Below are 16,545 nucleotides of genomic sequence, written 5' to 3' on the forward strand. Positions count from 1 at the left end.
ATTGTGTCAAGGACGTTGGGGGATCAGGCGGCCCGGGCCTCGGGGAGGCGCAACGTCTGGAGCTTCTCGGCCAAGAGGAAGGCGAGTTGGAGCGCCTGATCCGCGTTGAGGCGCGGATCGCAGTGGGTGTGGTAGCGGCTGGACAGGTCGTCCTCGGTCACCGCCTGGGCTCCTCCGAGGCACTCGGTGACATTCTGCCCGGTCATCTCGAGGTGGATGCCTCCCGGGTGGACGCCCTCCGCGGCGGCGACCTGGATGAAGGTCCTCACCTCCGTGAGGATGCGGTCGAAGGGCCGGGTCTTGTAGCCGTTGCCCGCCTTGAGCGTGTTGCCGTGCATCGGATCGATGGACCAGATGACGGAGCGTCCATCGCGCCGGGTCGCGTCCATCAGCCGAGGCAGACAATCGGCGGCCTTGTCCGCGCCGAAGCGGCCAATGATCGTCAGCCGCCCGGGGATGCTCTCGGGGTTGAGCCGATCGATCAACCGCAGCAGATCATCCGGCTCCATCGAGGGGCCGCACTTGAGGCCAATGGGGTTCTTGATGCCGCGCATGAACTCCACGTGGCCGCCGTCGATCTGGCGGGTGCGCTCGCCAATCCACAGCGTGTGCGCGGACATGTCGTACCAGTCCCCCGTGTCCGGATCGGCGCGGGTCATGACCTCCTCGACGTTCAAGAGGAGGGCCTCGTGGCTGGTGAAGAAGTCCACCTGGCTCAAGGCGTTCGCCTGCTCCGTGTTCATGCTGAGGGCGCGCATGAAGCAGAGGGACTCGAAGATCTGATCCGCCAGCTGGCGGTAGCGATCCCCCTGCGGGCTCCCGGCGATGAAGCCGAGCATCCACTGATGGATGTTGCAGAGGTCCGCATAGCCCCCCTGCGAGAGGGAGCGCAGCAGGTTCAGCGTCTCCGAGGACTGGTGATAGGCCCTCAGGAGGCGCTTCGGATCCGGCGTGCGCTCGTGGGGAGCGAAGTCCATGCCGTTGATGATGTCGCCGCGATAAGACGGCAGTGTCACGCCGCCCTGGGTCTCCAGCGGGCTGGAGCGCGGCTTGGCGAACTGGCCGGCGATCCGGCCGACCTTCACCACCGGACGTCCCCCCGCGAAGGTGAGCACCACCGCCATCTGGAGGATGAGCCGGAAGGTGTCGCGGATGTTGTCGAGGGTGAACTCCTTGAAGCTCTCCGCGCAGTCACCGCCTTGCAGCAAGAACGCCTTGCCCTCGGCGACCTGGCCGAGCGCGGACGACAAGCGGCGGACCTCGGAGGCGGTCACGAGCGGAGGCAGGTGCGACAGCTCTTCCTCCGTGCGGGCGAGCGCGCGGGGGTCGGGATAATCCTCTGGGAGCTGTTGGACGGGACGGGCTCGCCAAGACTGGGGGGTCCAAGCTCGGGGCATCATGGCTTATCCTCTGCTTCGCGACGGAGGGCGGAGGGCTTGGGCAGCAGGCCCTGCTCTACGCAGGTGTCCAGGTAACGATACAGCAGTTGGCGATCCGTCGGGGGGCACGTGATGCCGCTGCCCCCCAGCGCCTGGGTGATCCGCTCACAGCGGATACGGCCCAGGCCGAAGGTGGGCTCTGCCGAGCCCGCGCGTAGGTCGAAGAACGCCAGGGTGGTGCGGTTGTCGGCGGTGCTCGCACCTTGCGCCAACCGGGCGCTCCATTCGGGGACGGGGCACAGCTCGACCGGGTAGCCATAGTCGCGGACCCAGCCGAACAGCTCGGACAGCTTCACCTCGGCCGTGGGCGCGACGTTGAACACCCCCGAGGCCTGTGGCGTCAGCAGGAGCCGCACGAGCGCCCGCGCCACGAAGTCCACCGGCGTCCAGGTCTCTCCCACCTCGAGCTGAGGCAGTGCCCCGGCGGGGATTCCAGCCAGGAGGATGCGCCAGACCAGATCCTGCGTGTTGACGAGGCCCGTGCCAGGAGCGCCCACGACGCGGCCCAGCCTGTAGACGGAGACGGGCAGGCCTCGCTCAGCGGCTTGTTGGACCAGCCGCTCCGCGATCCACTTGCTCTGCTGATAGCCGTCTCGGAGCCCCAGGTGGTGTGGAACGAACTCCTCGGGGACCTCGGGGCTGAGGTTCGCCTGGGGGGCCACCGCCAGCGTCGAGACGTAGTGCAGAGGCTTGATGTGAACGGCCGCGGCCAGCCGCAGAAGCTCGCGCGTCCCTCGAACATTCACCGCCTGCAGGCTGCCGTACTCGCGCACGACGCTGACCACGGCGGCGTTGTGGAGGATCGCATCACACTCGGCGGCCAGCTGATGGAACCGCGCGGTCCCCAGTCCCAGCCATGGCTGCGTCAGGTCCGCCGGGAGCGCCAGCACCCGCTGGGCGAGTCCTTCTGGAGAGAGTCCCTGCCCCGCCAGCGCCGAGCGAAGCCGCTCCATGGCCTGGGCCTCGTCCTGAGCGCGGACCAGACAGACCACGTGCGCCTCGGTCTGGCGCAGGAGCTGATCCAGCAGATGCGCGCCAACGAAGCCGGTGGCACCGGTGAGCAGCACGTGCCGCGGAGCCGCTCGCGTCCTGGGCTCTGCGGCGCGTGGCCCTCGGCTCTCGGGATCCTGAGGGCCCCCCTGGAGCTTCGGAACCACTTCCTCAGGCAGCTCGGCGTCCGCGAGCATGGCCGGGGTGAGCCCGCCACTCCCCTCCCCTGCCACCGCGCCCTGCCCCAAGGCCTGGGCCAGCCCTGCGGCTGTCGGGTAGCGAAACACCGTGGCAACGGGAACCTCACGGCCCAGTGCAATCGAGAGCCTGTTGGCCACCTGGATGGTCTGCAGCGACTGCCCGCCCAGCTCGAAGAAGTCGTCTTGGGCCGATACAGCGCTCACCCCGAGGACTTGCTCCCAGACTCGCAGCACCACGTGCTCGAGCTCGGTGGCGGCGCCTGACTGAACCTCCTCTTCCACGGGAAGGGACCGGCGCAGCGTGCCCCGATCGATCTTGCCTGTCGGAGTCCGAGGCAACTGCTCCGCGAAGATGAAGTGGCCCGGTACCATGGGCGCAGGAAGCGCCGCGAGCAGATACCGGCGGAGTTCCGCCGCCGTGGGAGCAGGCACCACGGGGACGACGTGGGCACACAGCCGCCGAGTCCCACTCGGGAGCACCTGTCCAACCACAGCCGCTTCGAACACTCCAGGGTGACCCAGCAGCACGGTCTCGACCTCAGCGGGATCGATCCGGTGACCGCTGATCTTGAACTCGTCGTCGACCCGTCCCGCGAACACCAGCTGCCCGTCCTCACTCAGCCGGGCCCGGTCTCCGGTGCGGTACGCGCGGGGACGGCCGGGCAAGGACTCAAGCGTCACGAAGCGCGCGGCGTCCAGCTCTGGACGCCCCAGATAGCCTCGGGCAAGGGCTCCTCCGGCCAGGTACAGCTCCCCCTCGGAGCCTGGAGCCGCAGGCACTCCACGCCCATCCAGGAGCACGGCCTGCACACCCGGCAGCGGTCGGCCGATGGGCACTTCCTCTCCCGAGTTCCCTGCGACGGGGCCACCACTGAGCGTCGCGACCGTCGCGACCACGGTCGCTTCGGTAGGCCCGTAGGTGTTGAGCAGCAGCACCTCGGGTCCAACGGAGGCCCGCCAGCGAGCCACGCGCTCCGGCAACGCGGCCTCCCCTCCGATGATGACCAGGCGAAGAGAAGAAGGCAGCTTGGCCACTCCCGTCGAGACGCTGTAGGCCACCTCGTGCCAGAACGCCGTGGGCAGATCGAGGACGGTGACGCCCCGCTCCACGCAGGCTTCCATCAGCCTCGGCACGGACTGGAGCATCTCATCGGTGCGCACCACCAGCTTCGCGCCCACGCAGAGGGTCAGGAAGATCTCCTCGACGCTGGCATCGAAGTGCAGCGGTGCGAACTGCAGCACCCGATCCTCACGGCTGAAGCTGTAACGCTGCGTCGCCCCCGCCACGAAGTGGGCCAGCGCGCCGCGGGAGATTTGCACCCCGTTCGGCTGCCCAGTCGATCCAGAGGTGTAGATGACATAGGCCAGTTGCTCGTCCGTCGGCCGCGCGGCAGGAGGCTTTTGAGAGGCCGCCTCATTCTTCCGCACGGAGAGGTGGACACCGTCCGCCTCCTGAGTGGAGGAGATGATCAGCTCAGGCGCGGCATCCGCGAGAATCGCCGCGTTCCTGGGCGTGGGCCCCAGCGGATCCATCGGAAGGTATCCGGCCCCGGAGAACAGCACCCCGAGACTCGCCACGATCGCATCGATGCCCCGCGGCACCATCACCGCAACGAGCGTGTCGGGCCGCACACCCGCCTCGACGAGCCGGTCCGCCAACGCGCGTGCGGACTGGATGAGCTCGCGATAGGTCAGCCGCTGGGAGCCGTGCTCCACTGCGATCACCTCGGGTTGTTCGAGGGCTCGCTCCGAGAGCAGCTCCACCACGGGCCGCGCGGGTACGGGAAGAGGACCACCATCGAGCGCGGCGAGAACACGCTGGGCACGAGCCTCCTCCGCGGGCGCATTCGTCGCTCTGGCCTGCCGGATGGCCTTCTCGGGAGCGTCCGTCAGCGCCCCCAGGAGCTGGAGGAACTCGTGCTGGAGCGTGTCCAGCTCATCGGCGCGATAGCAGGCGGGGTTGGCATCGAAGTCGATCCGCATCCCGCTTCCATCCGACCGGGGATACAGCCCGATCGAGAGGTCCTCGACAGGCCCCGCGGAGATGTTGTGCGACACGGCTGGCATGCCCGCGAAGCGCAGCGCATGGTCGAACGGCATGATGTTGACCACGGGGCCGAACAGCCGGCGCTGCCCGCCCACCAGGCGAAGATCGCGGCGGAGCTGCTCGTAGCGGTAGCGCAGGTGGGGCCGGATGGCGCGAAGCTCCGCAGCCACTCCACGCGCCACCTCGAGCAACCCCGCCTCGGGCTGAACCCGCACGCGCAGCGGCACGATGTTCATCGCCATGCACGGCACGCGCAGCGCGGCCGAGCCCAGCCGCGACATGACCGGCAGGCCGAGCACCACCTCCGGTGCCTGCGTCCGCTGGTGCAGCCACGCTGCCGTGGCCGCGAGCACGAGGTCGGACCAGCTCAGCCCCGCCCGGGCCGCGGTCGCCTTCAGACGATCCATCTCCTCGAGCGGCAGGGGACGCGTCTGGCGCACGAAGCGGGCCGACATGGGGGCGGGCGCGGCCAGGCTCACCGGGGTGAGCCGGTCAGCGAAGCGCTCCATCCAGAAGGCGCGGTCGAGCGCGCATTGCGGTCCGGCGGCATACGCCGCGTCCTCGTCGAGCACGGCGCGCAGAGAACCAAAGCCCCCGGCCACGGGGCGGCCAGAGGCCAGCGCGGTGTAGAGCTCGGCCACGCGGCGCGACAGGAGCGAGAAGCCATAGCCATCCAGCGCGATGTGATGGACGCGCTGGTACCAGAAGAAGCGATCAGGAGCCGCCTGGAGCAGCGCCTGGACAAACAGCGGGCCGCGGCTCAGCTCGACGGGCCACGAGAGGTCTTCCCTCATCCAGTCCTGCGCGGCCTGCCACGGCTCGGGCGTGCCACGGAGATCGACGGCCTGGAGCATCCACTCCTGCGCAGGCGCGAGGATCTGCCGGGGGCCGTCCTCACCGGGAATGAAGCGCGCGTGGAGCGCCTCGGCCTCTCTCACGGCCTGCCGCAGGGCGGACTCGAACAGGGCCCGGTCCACGGGGCCCCGGATCTCGATGCACTCCGCGGCGTTGTACACGGCGCTGTGGCGGTCGAGCTGCTGGCCGAGCCAGATTCCGTGCTGGGCCGCCGACAGCGGCAAGGGAGCTTCTCGTGACGCGTGCATTACTCGCGCGCTCCGGCAGGAAGAGAGCCCACCGCGCCGGAGCACACCATCGCGTACCAGTGGGTCAGCGTCGGGCGCTCGGCCAGCTCCACGAAGGAGATCTCGGCACCGGCGCTCCGCCAGCGCTCGATCAGGCTCATGAGCCGGATCGAGTCGAGCCCCCGCTCGAGCAGGTTGTCGTCATCCCCGAGCACCAACGAAGGCTCGGCCAGCACCTCGGCGACATCCGCGCGCAGCTGCTGGCGGCTCAATCCGCTCTGCACGGCGGCGGGCCCCAGCATCTCGATGAGCCGCTGTGTCGTCGTGGTGACCGCGCACAACTGCGAGGCATAGGTCAGCGCCATCTGGTGGTGGTTCAAGGAGAAGTCCGCCAGCGCATCGGCGACGAGGAACGGCTGCACATCGCTCATGAAGGCATCGCTGGCCGTCTGGAGGCAGCCGATGTGGGCGTAGATGCCGCAGATGATGAGCTGATCGCGTCCCTGCTGGCGGAGCACGTCCATCAGCTCGGTCTTCCGGAACGCGCTGTAGCGCCACTTGGTGAGGAGGATGTCATTCGCGCCGGGAGTCAGGTCCTCGACGATCTGCTTCTGCTGGTTCTCCGCCTTCACACCGGGTCCCCAGAAATCCCTCAGGAGGCCGCGCTGCTCCGGGGTCTGCCCCCCAGGCTGGGCCGAGTACACCACCGGAATTCCCAGCGCGGTGCAGTGCTGGCGCAGCTGCCGGATGTTCGCCACCAGCTCCGTCACCGGAGACTCGCCGCGGGTAAAGGCCTCCACGAAGTAGCGCTGCATGTCGTGGATCAGCAGCGCCGCGCGCCGAGGCTCGGGCGTCCAGGACACCTTGTTCCTGGGCAGGTCGGCGGCGCTGGGCATGGGATAGGGTGCAATGGAGGGAAGTGCCATGATGGAAAGTCCTGTCACCGAAGAGAGGGGGAAGCCGTGTTTCGAGTAGAAGAGACGAGCGCCTCGCGGAGGGCCTTCTTGCTGACTTTTCCGACGGCGGTCTGCGGGAACGCGGGGACGAACTCGACGCGATCCGGAATCTTGTAGGCCGCGAGCCCTCGCTCCCGGAGGAACGCGGTGAGCACGTTTGCGGCCGGCGGCGCGCCCCGAGAGATGACGAAGGCACAGGTGCGCTCGCCGAGGAAGGCATCCGGCAGCGCCACCACCGCCGCATCCTGCACGGTGGGATGAGCCAGCAGGTGGTTCTCGACCTCCTCCGCGGCGACCTTCTCACCGCCTCGGTTGATCTGATCCTTGGCGCGACCCTCGACCACCAAGTAGCCCTCTGGCGTCACCCGGACCAAGTCGCCCGTGCAGTAGAACCCATCGTCCGTGAAGACGCGCGCGTTGTGGGCCTCGGCGTTGTAGTAGCCGCGAATGGTGTAGGGACCCCGCGTCAGGAGCTGGCCGACCTCCCCCGGAGCCACCTCGTGGCCGTCCTCGTCCACCACCCGGATCTCATCGTCGCGAGAGATGGGCCGGCCCTGGGTGGTGACGATGAGCTCCTCGGAGTCATCCAGCCGGGTGTAGTTCACCAGTCCCTCGGCCATTCCGTAGACCTGCTGCAGCGTGCAGCCCAGCGTGGGCTTCACGCGCCGGGCCACCTCGGTGCTGAGCCGAGCCCCGCCCACCTGCAGCACGCGCAGGCTCGACAAGTCATGGCGCTTGGCCTTGGCGGCCTCCAGCCAGACCATCGCCAGCGGAGGCACCAGCGCGGTGATCGTGACGCGCTCCCGCTCGATCAGCGGGAAAGCCTCTTCGGGGCTGGGGTGCGGCGCCAGCACGACCGTGCCCCCCGCGTACAGCGTGCCCAGGGAGCCCGGCGAGCTCATCGGGAAGTTGTGCGCGGCGGGCAGCGCGCAGAGGTACACGCTCGACTCATCGAGCTGGCAGATCTCGGCGCTCGCGCGAACGCTATAGATGTAGTCATCGTGGGTGCGCGGAATGAGCTTGGGCGCCCCCGTGCTCCCGCCCGACAACTGGAAGAACGCCACGTCGCTGGGCTGCGGCTCCGGGGGCGCGACCGGCGAGGCCTCATACAGCTCGCGAAGCGAGAGGAACGGGCCCGGATCTCCTGCGACGATCACCTTTCGCAGGGTTGGCACCTTCCCTAGCATCTGGCCGGCCAGCGTGCGGTAGTCGAAGCCCGCGTGCTTGTCCGGGATGATGTAGGCGGCCGCCTCGGTGAACTCGCAGAAGTAGCCAATCTCGGCGCTGCGATGCGCGGGCAGGGCGAACACCGGCAGCGCCCCCAGCCGGAACAGCGCGAAGCACACCTCGTAGAAGGCAGCAACGTTCGGCAGCTGCACCACCACGCGCTCCCGAGGCCGGATGCCCAGCGCCCAGAAGCCAGCGGCCAGCCGCTCGGCTCGAGCGTCCAGCTCGCGGTAGCTCCACCGCTCCTTGCCAGCCACGAGCGCCGTGCGCTCACCGTGGCGCAGCGCCCGCTCGCGCAGCATCTGCCCGAAGGTCTCCCCTCTCCAGTAGCCCGCCTGCCGGTAGCGTGCGGCGAACGCCTCGGGCCAGGAGGGACAGCCTGGGAGCGGAGCTTCTCCTTTCAGAGGGAGGGCGGCGCTCACGGCTGCGCCTCCACACCCTGCCCCAGCCCCATCGCCTGGAGCATGGTACGGAACTTGGCCTCGGTCTCCGCCAGCTCGGACTCGGGCTTCGAGCCGGCCACGATCCCCGCTCCCGCGAACAGCCGCAGCGAGTTCTCATCGGCCTCCGCGCACCGGATGGTCACGGCCCACTGCCCGTCCCCGTTCGCGTCGCACCAGCCCACGGTGCCCGTGTAGAAGCCCCGCTCGAAGGGCTCGATCGCGTCAATGGTCTCCTGGGCCAGCTCGGTCGGGTGACCACACACCGCAGGCGTGGGATGCAGCGCCACGGCCAGGGTGAGCGAGGAGATCGACGGGTCCGCCAGCTCGCCGGTGATCCGGCTCGACAGGTGCCACATCGTCGCCGTGCTGACGAGCGACGGCCCCGCCGGCACCACCAGGTTCTTGCAGTACGGCCGCATGGCCTCCACGACCGCCTCGATCACGACGGCGTGCTCGTGAAGATCCTTGGGCGACTTCAACAGGGCGGCGGCCCGGGCCTGATCCTCGCTCGGGTCCGCGCTGCGCGCCGCCGAACCCGCCAGCGGATTGGCAAGCGCCTGCAGCCCGTTCCGCGAGACCAGCAGCTCGGGGCTGGCGCCGATCAGCGTGCGGCCCCCTGTCCCACCCGCCTCGGCAAGCTGCGGAGGCAGGTCCACCGCGAAGGTGTAGCCGGTGGGGTTGCGCTGAGCCAGGTTGCGCAGCAGCTGTCGCAAGTCGATCGGAGCAGCGGCGCGAAGGTGCAGCGACCGGGACAGAACCACCTTGCGCAGCGGCCCGTGCTCCATCAACTTCAAGGCCCGCGCCACGCCATTCAGGTAAGCCGCTGGCTCGGGAACAGGCCGCACCGTGTACCGAGACACCGGCGCGAGGTGCGGGACAGCCCCCGGCTCGAACACCAGCGGTCCGGCCCGCTGAATGGTCTGCGGCACCACCAGCTGGGCGGAGATCCTTCCGTCGAAAGGCACGGCTCCGACCGCCACCGGAATGTCATGGTCGGCCTGACGCGCCTCGTGGAGCACCGCCGCCACGCGCTCGGGCAGCCGCGACAGCGAGTCCGTGCCGCCCGGGTGGGGCACGGTGGCAAACGTCCCCCGCGCCAGCAGTGTGCGCCGGGGCGACGCAAAGAAGAAGGACGAACCCGGCTCGTAGCTCTCGAGCAACTGCGCAGCCAGCTTCTGGGATCCCATCGCACGTTCGATCATCGGCAGCACCTCATGACTCTGATTTTGATAACCATTCTCAACTAAACGCCGAGCGTCGCCCCGCCATCGACATAGAGGTCGTGCAGGGTGATGTGGCGCGCGCGCTCGGAGACGAGGAAGGACACGGCCTCGGCGACATCCTCGGGCGTGGCGATGCGGCGCAGCGGGATGCCCACCTTGAAGGTCTCGGGGGAGCCCGCGATCACCGCCTGGGCTCCGTTCTCGTCGGCCCACAAGGCGCGCTGCATGGCCGTGTCGGTCGAGCCGGGAGACACCACGTTGCAGCGGATGTTGTACTGGGCCAGCTCGAGCCCCAGGCACTTGGTGAACATGGTGGAGGCGGCCTTGGACGCGGCGTAGGCGGCCATCTGCATCCGCGGCGTTCCGGCGGCGTTCGAACCCACGGTGACGATCACCCCGCTCCGGCGCGGCACCATGCGCCGGGCCACCGCGCGCGACATGTGGAAGACCCCGTGGGTGTTCACCGCGAAGGTGGCGGCCCAGTCTTCGTCGCTGAACGACACGACCGGTCCGGTCCGCAGCACTCCGGCCACGTTGACCAGGATGCCGATGGGTCCCAGCTCTCGCTCGACCGTCTCCACCACTCGCTCGACTGCGGCGCTGTCACCCACATTGGCCGCGAAGGCCGCGGCACGAGCCCCCCGCTCGCGCAGCTCGGCAGCCAGCGCCGCCACCTTCCCCTCTTGGAGATCGACCGCCGCGATCATCGAGTCGGCGGCCAGCACCCGTGCCACCGCCGCACCAATTCCCTGCGCGGCCCCGGTCACCAGGGCCACCTTCTGGCTGCTTGCCATTGCCGTGCTCTCCGCTCAGGCCGCGCTGCCGCTCTTGTTGAGCGCGTGCAGCACTTCCTCGGCCATGTCGATCGTGTGATCGATCTGCTCTTGGGTGTGGGCCGCGCAGATGAAGTTGACGTCGCGGCGCAGGAGCACCCCGCGGCGAGCCATCCCCGCCTGGAACGGCTGCATCAGCTTGGCGTGCTCCGGGGGAGTCTTGGCGTAGTTGAAGAAGGGAATGGCGTCATAGCCACGCACGCGCAGCGGAGACCCCAGCTTCTCGGCCCGCTGATTGATGCCTTCACGCAGCCTCGCGCCCAGCGCGGCGATGCGCGAGATGTAGCCGCTCTGGCGGTACTCGGCGATCACGGCCTGGCACACCTCCAGCGACAGCATCTCTCCACCGAACGTGGTCGACACCTGCAGCTCATCGAGCCGGCGCAGGTGCTTCGCCGGACCGGCGATCGCCGACAGCGGCATCCCCGCGGCCAGGGCCTTGGACAAGCAGACGAAGTCAGCCTGCACCCCGAAGAATTCCTGGGCTCCCCCCAGGCCCAGGCGGAAGCCGGTGACCACCTCGTCCAGCACCAGGAGCACCTCGTGGGCGGTGCAGGTGGCGCGGACCTTCTGCATGAACTCACGGCTCAACACGCGGTTGTAGGGCACCGAGAGCAGCACCAGCGCGAGCTGCTTGGCGTTCTGCTCGATGGCGGCCAGCAGCGCGGCCTCGTCCGGCTCGGTGAAGAGCGGCAGGCGCATCGTGTGCTGGGCGAGCGCTGCGGGAACTCCCGGGGTGTCGAACATGAAGTGATCGTGCCAGCCGTTGTAGCCCACAGTGATGATGCGCTCCTTGCCCGTGAGGTGGCGCCCCAGCCGCACCGCGGCCGAGGTGGCATCCGCGCCCGTCTTGAAGAAGCGGGCCATCTCCGCGCCGGGGATGACGTCCACGAGCGCGCGCACGGCGCTGACCTCGATCGGCGTGGGCAAGGAGTGAAGGACCCCCTCGTCCAGGTGGGCACGGATGGTCTCGACGACCGCGGGATGCTTATGGCCGAGCATGTTGGCGCCGAGCCCGGAGATGAAGTCGATGTACTCCTGGCCATCGGCATCCTCCACCAGCGCGCCCTGCCCCTTGACGACGAAGACCGGGAAGGCGCCGGGAGCAAACTGCTCCGGCCGCTTCATCATCGACTGGGTGACACCGGGAACCAGCCGCTTCGCTTCCTCCAGCAGCTGGTTGGAGCGCTCGAGCCGAATCTCGCCCTGGATGGGAATGGGGAGCGACGGGTGCTTTCGTGTAGGCGTATCCATGGCAATTCCTTCTTCGTGAGAGAGGGAGGACAACGAACCGCTAGGGAACTGGAGCTTGGGCGGTACTCAGCGGGACGGCGTTCCGGCCGAACGCCCACAGTGTGCAGAGCGCGAGGAAGGCCACCGCGACCGCGGCCCACCCCACCTGCCCGAAACCGATCAGCGCGCCACCCGAGGCCGTCTCGAGCCATCGGCCGCTCACCCAGGCCGCGAGCCCCGAGGCGCCATCGCTCGCCGCCATGTTGATCGCCAGGTAGCGGCCTCGCAGCGAGGGTGGCACCCGCGCCGTCAGCAGCGCCAGGGTGGGAATCTGCCGGCCCGAGGTCAGGGTCATGAACAGGACGAAGAGGAGGATCACCACCGGCAGTGGAGATCGCGCCAGGTGCGAGAACACGAGGTACGGCACCACGGTGCCCACGAGCAGCGAGGCCAACACCTGGCTGGGGCCTCGGCGATCCACCCACTGGCCGATCATCCGCGAGCTCAGCAGCGTGGCCGCGCCGCCGCACAGGTAGACCCAGGGCAGCTCCGCCAGGCTCACGCCCAGGTTCCCCACCATGAAGGGGCTCAGATAGGGGATCAGCAAGAAGCCGGAGAACACCACCGCGAAGGTCAGGAGCCACCCAAGCGCCAGGCCCTGGGAGCCCACCGCCCAAGGCGAAGCGAAGCGGCTGTCTCCCCGCGGCGCCTTCAGGTGGGCATCCACCGTGGGCAGCGCCTTCAGCAGGCAGAGCCACACCCCACCCGCGAGCCCCCCCACCGCCCAGAATGGCGCGCGCCATCCCAGGAGGTGGGCGAGCCCCAGGCCCAGCGGAACTCCCGCCACCGCGGACAGGGCATACGCCGTCATCACCGTGCCGATGGCGCGGCCCCGGCGCTCCCCGGGCACCAGATCGCCAATGATGGCCATGGAGACGGCACCCATCAGCCCCGCGCAGGCCCCCGCCAACGCTCGGGCCAGCAGCAGCGCGGCATGGGAGCCCGACACTCCGCATGCCAGCGTGGCGGCGATGAACCCCGCATAGAGCAGCAACAGCGCGCGCTTCCGCTCGAAGCGATCCAGCCAGAATCCCCCCACCAGTCCCATCGCCGCCGAGGCCAGCGTGTACGCGGAGACCAGGGCCCCGAACTGCGAGGCCGTGAGCGCGAACCGCTGCATCAGCGCCGGCCCCAGGGGCATGACCATCATGAAGTCCAGCACGTGGCTGAACTGCACGGCGGCCAGCAGCAAGAGCCACTGCCGCTCCTGCTTTGGGGTGGAGGAGGCCGTCATACGCCCTGCTCGGGGGATGCAACCGGGGCGCACCACGCTCGGAGGACGCGCTGGTTGTTGAGAATGGTTCTCATTATCGTTATCGGATCTCCCATGTCGCGCGAGCGCTGTCAAGCGCTCTGTTCACTGCTGGTACGCGAGGGAAAGCCGTGGAGGTGCCTCAGCACAGCGCTGGTGCGAGGCAAGACAGGCCCATGAGGCAAGGCGGAAGCGTGCCGTCGGCGGCGGTGGTGCCGCGCGGCAAGGCAGGGCTACGGAAGGCGCTGCTTCAACTCAGCGCCGCACGGGCGCGGGAGTCGCGGGGCTGCCCGGAGGCGGCGTGCTGGCAGAGGTGCTCAGCCTCGCGGCGCCGAGCACCACCGAAGGCCCCGGCTCATCGAGGTACACCGGGACATTGACGAAGAACGCCTCGCAGCGCTGGCGGAACAGTGGCATCCGGCTCTGCTCACCCACGAGCAGCACCTCATCCAGATCGCCGGGGAACAGCGTCTTCTGCTCCAGCACCTGCTCGCACATCTTCATCGCAGAGTCGATCAGGGGCTTGGCCAGATCCTCCAGCTCGCGCCGGGTGAGGACGGCATCGAAGTCCCCGAGCTGCCCGTTGCCGCTGGTGACGGCGAACGGCACGCGCACGCGGGCCTCCGGCTGCTCGGTGAGCTGGATCTTCGCGAACTCGGCGGCGCCGGCCACGCGGTAGAGGGCCGCGGGGTTGCTCGCGTCCGCGGCCACCCGGACTCCCGTGGGCAGCTTGCGCAGCAGCAGCTCCAGCACGCGCTTGTCGAGCTCGAAGCCGCACAGGCCCACGTTGCCTTCGGCGCCGAGCACCTGGCACTGCCGCGCCGCATAGCGCACCAGCGTGGTCTGGAAGCTTCCCCCACCCCACGAGCACACCATGGCGGTGCGCTCCGGCTTGCCCCGCCGCCGCTGGAAAGCCCCCAGCGCCACGGACGTGGGCTCGGCGATGGTGCGCTCCACGTGCATCCCGGCCAGCGCGGCCGCCGCGGCCATCGTCTGCGGCAGCGGGTCATCCTTGCGCACGGCAGGAATGGTGAGCACGGCCCGGTGGACGGGCTGGCGCAGGAAGTTCTGCGCCCGCTCGCGCGCCTCGAGGAGCACCAACGCCGCCAGCTCCCGGGCTCGGAAGGTCCGATCCCCGAGCACCACCGCGGGCAGCCCATCGTCGCCTCGGACGACCTTGCAGCGGAGCTGGTCGTACAGCCACTTCACCTTGCGGTCGCCGTAGGGCGCGGCCAGCAATCCCTTGATGCCCCACACCGCCAGCGCCGGGTTGGCGGCCTGCTGCCCCCGTGCCGCATGGCCCGTGAGGATGCGCCCTCCGGGCCCGAGCGCCACCATGGCGGGAGCTCCCTCCATGCGCTCTGCGGGGATGCACACGGGATTGCCGTTGTGGATGGCAGCGACGCGGCAGTTCGTTGTGCCGAGATCGATGGCAATGACGGGCCCGGCACTTCGGGTCGAGGCCTCCGGAGGACGAACACGATCGAGCGGGCAGTCGGTGACGTGGATCGGAGCCTGGGTCATCACGGCATCATTCTATCGGATTGCGGCGGCCTCCGGCTGGCAGAACCCGAGTTGGTCCCTATGCAGGAGGAAGTCCCGTTGTATCTGCTCACGCTTCCGCGTGAGGACGGACCAATAGTAGTAGCGACGGGGGAACAGGGTGTTCCGCGAGGCGAGCTGGTTGCGCAGAATGGCGACACCGCAGCGCAGATTTACAGCGGGGTCCGTAATGTTCGCATCCATCGGATTCAGCGGGCACCCCTCATGCCGCTCCTGGTCCCCGTAGCTGAGCTGGAGCAGCCCGATGCTGAGCGTCCGCAGGGGCCGGGGCTCCAGGAAGGTGCTCTCGGGGTCAAAGCCGGACTCCAGCCGGGCAATAGAGGCGAATAGGAGGGCCCAGAAGGCCTTCCGCTCCTCCCGAGGGGACTCGAAGTAGCCGGGGCACAGCGCGCGGACCTCTCCGGCGGGCACCTTGTCGTCCTCGAGGAGCGGCTGGCCGACGTCCTCCAGCGCCTCGGCGATGATGAGGTTCCACTCCTGCTTCCAGGCGCGGCCGCGCTCCTCACGGACCTGGGCGAAGCGAGGCCCCGGAGGGAGCGGCGGAGGCATGGGCGCGGGCGCCAGAGAGGCCCCCGAGGTGCTCCGGGCCGCCACCTCCGTCCGGGCCTGCGCCGCCAACGCGTTCCGGGCCTGGGACTCGGGGTGGGCACACGCCGAGCCCAGCAGCGCCCCGAGCATCCCTCCCACAAGCCTCCAACCTGGCCTCAGCATGGGCGCATGGTGCTGCCAGCGCGGCGGGGAGGCAACCTCCCGCCTGCGCATCCCTCCCCTGGAAAACAGAGGGCCCTCGCTCCCGCGGAGGGAGGAGGGCCCGGAGACAGCATCCGTCGAGTGCCGATCAGGCCGTCTTGGCCTTCATGCCACCCTTGGAACCCTCTTTGGCGGCGGCGCGCTCATCCAGCCAGATGATGAGCGGGCTGGCGATGTACACGGACGAGTAGGTGCCCACGATGATGCCGACGAGCATCGCCATGGCGAAGTCCCAGATCTCGCCCACGCCGAAGATGAGCAGACCGACCAGCGACAGCGCGGTGACGAACGAAGTGAGGACCGTACGGGCCAGCGTGTCGTTCACGGCGATGTTGATGACCTCGGGCAGCGGCTTGCCCTTGTACTTGGCCATGTCCTCGCGGATACGGTCGTAGATCACGATCGTGTCGTTGACCGAGTAGCCAATGATGGTGAGCAGCGCGGCGATGGCGGTGAGATTGAACTCGCGGCGGCTGACCAGATAGAAGCCGGCCACCATGACCACGTCGTGGAGCATGGCGAGCAGCGCGCCCGGGCCAAACTTGAAGTCGAACCGGAACGCCACGTACACGAGGATGGCGACCATGGCGTACACCAGTGCGGCGACGCCCTTGTTGCGCAGCTGCTTACCCACCTGCGGGCCCACGTAGTCCACGCGGCGCTCCTGGAAGTCCGGAGCGGACAGGCCCTTGCTCAGCGCGGCCTTCACCTTGTCCGCCATGCCGCTGGCGACCACCTGGTAGTCGAACCCGCCGCTCTGCGACGCACCCAGCTCGCGCACCTCCTGCACGCCCGTGCCCGAGTTCTCCACCGCCTGCTTGATGGCGGCGGGGGTCAGCTGGGTGGTGGAGCGGATGTTGATGATGCCGTTGGCCATGTCCGGGTAGACATTGCGCATGGTCCCCAGGGCGTTGATGGCAGCCTTGGCCTTCTCGGCGTTCTCCTCGGTCAACTGGGTGACGCCGCCCATGCGGAGCAGGAACGTGTTCTCTTCCTCCGAGCCGATGTTCTGCACGGACACGTCATGCAGCCCGCCGTCCTCGGCGCGCCTGCGGACCTCGGCGGCGCTGACGGGCTGATTGAACTTCAGCTCCACCACCGTACCGCCGGCGAAGTCCACGCCGAAGTTGAACCCCACCGTGGCGATACCCACGATGATGGCCAGGTTCACCAGCGAGGAGATGTAGACGGCAATCTTGCGCTTGCCGATGAAGTCGATGTTCGTCTTGTGCTTGATGAGGCGCATG

Annotated in this window: 11 protein-coding genes; all 11 read right to left on the reverse strand. The window is 68.9% G+C overall.

The annotated features are described in order from the left end of the window. Positions 1-23: 23 nt before the first annotated feature. Positions 24-1,400: a class II 3-deoxy-7-phosphoheptulonate synthase gene (locus tag DB31_RS26335; protein ID WP_240486894.1), complete on the reverse strand. Its 1,377-nt coding sequence runs from the start codon at positions 1,398-1,400 to the stop codon at positions 24-26. Then, positions 1,397-5,779 carry a myxochelin non-ribosomal peptide synthetase MxcG gene (mxcG, locus tag DB31_RS26340; protein WP_044192500.1) on the reverse strand — a complete coding sequence of 1,461 codons (4,383 nt, stop codon included), beginning with the start codon at positions 5,777-5,779 and terminating at the stop codon, positions 1,397-1,399. The genes DB31_RS26335 and mxcG overlap by 4 nt, the downstream gene beginning before the upstream one ends. Then, entirely contained in the window at positions 5,779-6,684 is a 906-nt protein-coding gene (locus DB31_RS26345; protein ID WP_044192503.1) for an isochorismatase family protein, read from the reverse strand. Before DB31_RS26345 ends, mxcG begins: the two co-directional genes overlap by 1 nt. Positions 6,685-6,698: 14 nt before the next feature. Continuing rightward, a complete protein-coding gene (locus DB31_RS26350) occupies positions 6,699-8,363 on the reverse strand; it encodes a (2,3-dihydroxybenzoyl)adenylate synthase (RefSeq protein ID WP_083968696.1) in 1,665 nt (554 codons plus the stop codon). Continuing rightward, complete coding sequence (gene dhbC / locus DB31_RS26355; protein WP_044192505.1) at positions 8,360-9,586, reverse strand: isochorismate synthase DhbC; 1,227 nt, start codon at positions 9,584-9,586, stop codon at positions 8,360-8,362. Before dhbC ends, DB31_RS26350 begins: the two co-directional genes overlap by 4 nt. A 41-nt stretch (positions 9,587-9,627) precedes the next feature. Next, positions 9,628-10,401, reverse strand: a complete 774-nt coding sequence (locus DB31_RS26360) for a 2,3-dihydro-2,3-dihydroxybenzoate dehydrogenase (protein WP_044192507.1) — start codon at positions 10,399-10,401, stop codon at positions 9,628-9,630. Positions 10,402-10,416: 15 nt separating this feature from the next. After that, positions 10,417-11,694: a myxochelin B biosynthesis transaminase MxcL gene (mxcL, locus tag DB31_RS26365; protein ID WP_044192509.1), complete on the reverse strand. Its 1,278-nt coding sequence runs from the start codon at positions 11,692-11,694 to the stop codon at positions 10,417-10,419. Positions 11,695-11,734: 40 nt separating this feature from the next. Further along, complete coding sequence (gene mxcK / locus DB31_RS26370) at positions 11,735-12,967, reverse strand: myxochelin export MFS transporter MxcK (protein ID WP_044192512.1); 1,233 nt, start codon at positions 12,965-12,967, stop codon at positions 11,735-11,737. A gap of 273 nt (positions 12,968-13,240) precedes the next feature. After that, positions 13,241-14,509 (reverse strand): Hsp70 family protein, encoded by a 1,269-nt coding sequence (locus DB31_RS26375; protein WP_044192515.1) that lies wholly within the window; start codon positions 14,507-14,509, stop codon positions 13,241-13,243. 12 nt (positions 14,510-14,521) lie between these two features. Further along, positions 14,522-15,226 carry a transglycosylase SLT domain-containing protein gene (locus DB31_RS26380; RefSeq protein WP_044192518.1) on the reverse strand — a complete coding sequence of 235 codons (705 nt, stop codon included), beginning with the start codon at positions 15,224-15,226 and terminating at the stop codon, positions 14,522-14,524. Between the two features lie 160 nt (positions 15,227-15,386). Further along, positions 15,387-16,544: a protein translocase subunit SecF gene (gene secF, locus DB31_RS26385; RefSeq protein ID WP_044192521.1), complete on the reverse strand. Its 1,158-nt coding sequence runs from the start codon at positions 16,542-16,544 to the stop codon at positions 15,387-15,389. Position 16,545 lies beyond the last annotated feature (1 nt).

The sequence above is a fragment of the Hyalangium minutum genome, assembly GCF_000737315.1.
In the GTDB taxonomy this organism is placed as follows: domain Bacteria; phylum Myxococcota; class Myxococcia; order Myxococcales; family Myxococcaceae; genus Hyalangium; species Hyalangium minutum.

Coding starts and splice junctions, on each gene's coding strand:
- DB31_RS26335 (WP_240486894.1), bottom strand. CDS start 1,400: ATGATGCCCCGAGCTTGGACCCCCCAGTCTTGGCGAGCCCGTCCCGTC.
- dhbC (WP_044192505.1), bottom strand. CDS start 9,586: ATGATCGAACGTGCGATGGGATCCCAGAAGCTGGCTGCGCAGTTGCTC.
- mxcL (WP_044192509.1), bottom strand. CDS start 11,694: ATGGATACGCCTACACGAAAGCACCCGTCGCTCCCCATTCCCATCCAG.
- mxcG (WP_044192500.1), bottom strand. CDS start 5,779: ATGCACGCGTCACGAGAAGCTCCCTTGCCGCTGTCGGCGGCCCAGCAC.
- mxcK (WP_044192512.1), bottom strand. CDS start 12,967: ATGACGGCCTCCTCCACCCCAAAGCAGGAGCGGCAGTGGCTCTTGCTG.
- DB31_RS26380 (WP_044192518.1), bottom strand. CDS start 15,226: ATGCTCGGGGCGCTGCTGGGCTCGGCGTGTGCCCACCCCGAGTCCCAG.
- DB31_RS26375 (WP_044192515.1), bottom strand. CDS start 14,509: ATGACCCAGGCTCCGATCCACGTCACCGACTGCCCGCTCGATCGTGTT.
- secF (WP_044192521.1), bottom strand. CDS start 16,544: ATGCGCCTCATCAAGCACAAGACGAACATCGACTTCATCGGCAAGCGC.
- DB31_RS26345 (WP_044192503.1), bottom strand. CDS start 6,684: ATGGCACTTCCCTCCATTGCACCCTATCCCATGCCCAGCGCCGCCGAC.
- DB31_RS26360 (WP_044192507.1), bottom strand. CDS start 10,401: ATGGCAAGCAGCCAGAAGGTGGCCCTGGTGACCGGGGCCGCGCAGGGA.